This is a genomic window from Egibacteraceae bacterium, assembly GCA_040905805.1.
GTDB lineage: Bacteria > Actinomycetota > Nitriliruptoria > Euzebyales > Egibacteraceae > DATLGH01.
In genome coordinates, this window is record JBBDQS010000099.1 from 1 (window position 1) to 4,705 (window position 4,705).

Here is a 4,705-nt window from a genome sequence, read left to right on the forward strand (position 1 = left end):
CCGTCCCCCCCACCCGCGGCCTGGGCCGGCGCATCGCCGACTTCCTCAACCGCCCACTGCTCGAATGGGCCGCGGACCAGCCCAGCATCGAGCTCGTCAGCGCCCCGTCCGGCGCCGGGCCGTCGACCGGCTTGCGTTCGATGACTGGTACTGGGCCTGAACCCCGGCTTCGCTGAAGGGGGCCTTGTTCAAGATCGACGAAGACGGTCACGTCTCGACCACGCCACGCTCCTCTGCCAGCGCCACGTACAGGCCGGCGAGCACCCGGATGCGGTCTCGCAGGCCGAACGCTCGCTGTACCTGCGCGGCGCTGGGACCAGCTGCTGGGGCAAGGCCATGGCGGCGGTGAGCGCGTCGCGTTGCGTGTCGGCGGTGAGTGCGCCTGCCCGTTGCAGTCTGGCGACGGCTGACCCGACCTCTGCGGGCTGATGGTTGGGAGCCAGCACCTCGCCTGACGCCAGCTGGTCGAGCAGCCAGCCGGCATGGGCCTGATCGACCAGCACGTCCACCAGGGCCGAGGAGTCGAGCACGATCAGGCGCCGAACTCCTCGCGGACCTCCGCGATGAGGCGTGGGGTGTCCACGGCGCGTGTGGTGCGCGGGGCCCGGCTGCGCTCATGAGCGATCCACGCGTTGAGGGCGCAACGGCGCAACGCCCGCTCGATGGCCTCCTGGGCGAGGGCCGACAGGGGCAGGTCGTGCTCGCGCGCCTGACGGTACAGCTCGTCGGGCAGGTACACGCTCACCTTGGGCATACCCCCACTGCACCCCCAAGGTGGTGGCAAGGTGAACCCCCGCGCTGGCCGACGCCGACCCCGAGGCTGCTGCGGCGGCGTTCGAGCGGGCCGCCTCCGGGTTCGAGGCGGGTGGTGAGCGCCTCGCCGCCTCTGCCCGTGCGGGCGGTCGCGTGGGTGCCGGGGGTGCGCACCAACATCGTGGCCAGCCGCCGGCTGGCGGCGGCGGGCGCGCAGGTCGCTGACGCCGGCGGCGGCGCTGGCCGAGCAGCTGCCGGCGTTCCTGGGCGGAGACGGGCTGCGCCGCAATTTCCTGGGCGCGCAGAACCCCGCGGAGCTGCGCGGCACCGGCGGGCTGATCGGCGCGTTTGGGATCCTCACGGTGGACGGTGGCCGGGTGGATATCAGCGAGTTCCAGCCCATCGGTGCGCTGACCGGCGCCGCGCCCGACGACCTGCCTCGACCAGCTCGGCGGGAGTCACCAGCGGCTGCAGGTCGCAGCCGAGCTCGACGTAGCCCCCCGCAGCCTCGGCGGCGGTGACGCGGTGGGTCACGGTGGTGGCGCCCAGCAGGGTCACGACGTCGGCGAAACGCTCGTCGCCGAGCTCCACGATCCGGTCCACCGCGTCGACCGGTGCGTGCAGCTCGTCGTCCCACGCGCTGTCGTCGGGGTCGCTGCCGAGCGCCTCGCCGAGCTCCTCAGACGACAGCGGGCCACGGCGCGCCAGCACGCGCACGACCTCGTCGGGCAGGGACCCCTCCGCTGGCGAGCGCATGCGGAGCATCGTTGAGACGGCAGGTCACAGGAACGCGGCCGTGGCGATCGCCCCGGCCAGCGCGACCAGCACCGTGCCCAGGATCGCCCAGGTCTGCAGCGCCATCGCCCGCGCCTGCGCCGCCAGCTGCTGGTCCATCCGGGCCATCACCCGGTGCTCCAGCGTCTCCAGACGGGCCCCGAACCGCTCGTCCAGCGCGTCGATGCGGGCGTCGAGGCGTTCCGCCAGCGCGTCGATGCGCGCGTCGAGGCGCTCCTCGAGCTGGCCGACGCGTTCCCCCAGCGCGTCGATGCGGAAGTCGAGGCGTTCCTCGAGCTGGTGCAGGTCATGCTTGGTGGCCACGTCGGCCCACCCCACCGGCGGCAGGTAGCCGATCAACGTCTCGGCAGGCACCGAACCCAGGGTCTCCTCCAGCCGCGTGCACAGCTCGTGGCGGGCACGCTCGTCACGCGCCATTGTCCTGGCTCCGGAAGCATCGGGCAACGGCGACCCACCCGCAGCGTCGCACCCGCTGGGCGCGCCCGCAGCAATCGACGGGAAGGCCTGTGGACGAGCGGTCGTCAGCCTGACGAGCCGCAGCGAGTGCGGGATCAGACCTCGTGCCCAGGAGACCCGGCGTTCAGCAGCCGGGTTCGTCGCCGGCCTGCGCAGCCACGTCCAGGTGGCGGTGCTGCCTCCACTCCGCCGTTTCGGCGACCAGGCGTAGAAGCGGTCGAGCTCGAGCAGTGTCTGCGCGGCAGCCTGCTCGCTGGCCCGGCCGGCGAGCGCGACGACGTCGAGGTGGTCGCGGGTGGCGGTGCACTACAGCACATCGCGGCAACGACCCGGTCAGGTGACCGCGGCAAGGCGCCGGCAAACCCCCTCGGCCTGGTCGCGGCGACCCGTGGATTGACCCGGCCGGACGGACATAGCTGTCGCTCGTGCTGGACCTCCTCCTGGTGTCGGGCCGCTGGTCGAGCAGCGCGCCGTAGCGGCCGGTGTTGAAGTCCCGCTCTTCGCTTCGGGCGTGCCACAGTTCGCCGGCGAACGCCGAGGCGAGCATGTGCGACACCTCGTGGCGGGCGTAGCCGAGGTCGGTGAGCCCCCGCATGGTCGGCCATATCCCCGTGGGCTCGCAGGCCCACAGCTGCGCGCCGACGGCGGCGTGCAGCGCGTCGTGGACATCCCGGCGGGCGGCCACCTCGGCGGACGGCTTGATCGGCACGGGTGGGAGTCCGTCCAGCCGCTGGCCTGCCGCCGCCGGCGAGGGCAACGTGCGCCGGCCGGCGACGACATCGAGATCGTCCACCGCCCCACCGAGCCCCGCGGCGACTAGCCCCGCAGGCGGTCAAGACGGGCCGCGCTGCTGGTGTCGACCCCCTGACGCAGCCCGGCCCCGTCGGTGCGGTCGGACAGGGTGACGTGGCGCCCGCGGACCGCCTCCACGCGGTCCTGGCCCCGGCGGGTGGTGGCCCACTGCTCGGCGAGGGCACGCTCGTCGGCGGGCAGCAGCGCCCAGACGAGCCCGGCCGACCCGGTCCCCGCCGCCGGCCCGCAGGCCCCGGGCAAGGGCGGCCTTTGGCGACGGATCGCCGTGTGCACACCTGCGGACCGTACGACCTTCGGGCATGCAGGCCGATGTCCACCGCAGTGAAGCAGCCCGCGACGGCGTCGCTGGCTGCGGGGGCTACAACCGGTGGACGTTGGGGCCGGTGAGACGTCCCCGGGTGTCCAAGATCGCGGGGGCGCCGGCGAGGTCGGCGGTGTCGTAACAGCGGTGGTTCTGCAGCAGGATCACCAGGTCGGTGTCGGGCAGCGTGGTGGCCAGGTCGACGCACGTGCCCTGCCAGCCGTTGACCGACCACTGGTCGACGTGGGGGTCGTGGTAGGACAACTCGGCGCCCAGGTCGAGCAGGCGCCGGGCGAGCGGTCGGGCGGGTGACTCGCGCTCGTCGGCGATGTCGGCCTTGTAGGTCACGCCGAGCAGCAGGACACGTGAGCCGTTGATCGCCTTGCGGTGCTCGTTCAGCAGGCCGGCGGCCCGCAGCACGACGTAGGCGGGCATGCGGGCGTTGATCTCCTGGGCCAGCTCCACGAACCGGAAGGGGTAGCCCAGCGACTTGACCTTGTAAGACAGGTAGTTGGGATCGATGGGGATGCAGTGCCCGCCCACACCCGGGCCGGGGTAGAACGCCTGGAACCCGAACGGTTTGGTGGCGGCGGCGTCGATGGCGTCCCACAGGTCGATGCCGAGCTCGTCGCTGAACACCAGCATCTCGTTGACCAGCGCGATGTTGACGTGGCGGTAGGTGTTCTCCAGCAGCTTGGCCATCTCGGCCTCGCGGGTGCCCTTGACGCGCACGACCTGGCCGACGAACTTGGCGTACAGCGTTTCGGCGGCGTCGGTACAGGCCGGGGTCAGCCCGCCGACGACCTTGGGGGTGTTGGCCAGCCCGTACACGGGGTTACCCGGGTCGATGCGCTCGGGTGAGTAGGCGACGTGGAAGTCCACCCCGGCGCGCAGCCCCGACCCGGCCTCGAGCAGGGGCACGAGCACCTCCTCGGTGGTGCCCGGGTAGCTGGTGGACTCCAGCACCACGGTCACGTCGGGGCGCAGGCGCTCGGCCACCGCGCCGGCGGCGGCGCGCACGGCAGCCAGGTCCGGCGCGCCGTCGTCGACGTTGAGTGGGGTGGGCACGCAGATGACGATGCAGGCGGCCTGGCCCAGCACCGCGGGATCGGTGGTGGCGCGGAAGCCAGCAGCGCCCAGCGCCGCGACCTCATCGTCGGACAGGTCATCGACGTAGGACCGACCGGAATTCAGCGCGGCGACCTTCTCGGTGTCGGTGTCCAAGCCGGCGACCGCCAGCCCCGCATGGACAGCGGCTTGCACCAGCGACAACCCGACGTAGCCGAGCCCGACGACCACCAGGTCATGCGCGCGGCGTGACATTCCGCTCGAACCATTGTGCACGATGGACTCCCCCAGGCTGGGACGCCTGGCCCTGTGATGCGTTACGTGGACCGAGGCACAAGTATCCAAGGCCGGGTCGCTGCGTGCAAGGGCGGGTGGGTGGGTGGAGGGTGTGCGCCAGATCTGTCGGTAGCTGACGGGTATTGTAGGCACCCGGTATAACGAGGGCGGAACCTATCAACCTGAATGCAGGCTGTCGCAAAATGCCTGGCGCCTGGGGGCGGCACGTGGAGTGTTGCCTCG

At 72.2% G+C, this 4,705-nt stretch carries 6 protein-coding genes; 1 reads left to right on the forward strand and 5 read right to left on the reverse strand.

All coding sequences use genetic code 11. The features are described 5' to 3' along the window. Nucleotides 1-532: 532 nt before the first annotated feature. The 3 genes from WD250_11165 to WD250_11175 form a co-directional block, all read right to left on the reverse strand. Nucleotides 533-754 (reverse strand): type II toxin-antitoxin system CcdA family antitoxin, encoded by a 222-nt coding sequence (locus WD250_11165; protein ID MEX2620766.1) that lies wholly within the window; start codon nt 752-754, stop codon nt 533-535. 383 nt (nt 755-1,137) lie between these two features. Further along, nucleotides 1,138-1,509 carry a hypothetical protein gene (locus WD250_11170; GenBank protein ID MEX2620767.1) on the reverse strand — a complete coding sequence of 124 codons (372 nt, stop codon included), beginning with the start codon at nt 1,507-1,509 and terminating at the stop codon, nt 1,138-1,140. Nucleotides 1,510-1,533: 24 nt separating this feature from the next. Then, complete coding sequence (locus WD250_11175; protein ID MEX2620768.1) at nt 1,534-1,965, reverse strand: hypothetical protein; 432 nt, start codon at nt 1,963-1,965, stop codon at nt 1,534-1,536. Between the two features lie 586 nt (nt 1,966-2,551). Here WD250_11175 and WD250_11180 point away from each other — a divergent pair. Next, a complete protein-coding gene (locus WD250_11180; protein MEX2620769.1) occupies nt 2,552-2,824 on the forward strand; it encodes a hypothetical protein in 273 nt (90 codons plus the stop codon). On the opposite strand, the gene WD250_11185 is transcribed toward WD250_11180, so the two are convergent. Both WD250_11185 and WD250_11190 read right to left on the reverse strand, forming a co-directional pair. Then, nucleotides 2,821-3,090 (reverse strand): hypothetical protein, encoded by a 270-nt coding sequence (locus WD250_11185; GenBank protein ID MEX2620770.1) that lies wholly within the window; start codon nt 3,088-3,090, stop codon nt 2,821-2,823. The genes WD250_11180 and WD250_11185 overlap by 4 nt on opposite strands. An 85-nt stretch (nt 3,091-3,175) precedes the next feature. Then, nucleotides 3,176-4,441: a nucleotide sugar dehydrogenase gene (locus WD250_11190; protein ID MEX2620771.1), complete on the reverse strand. Its 1,266-nt coding sequence runs from the start codon at nt 4,439-4,441 to the stop codon at nt 3,176-3,178. Nucleotides 4,442-4,705 lie beyond the last annotated feature (264 nt).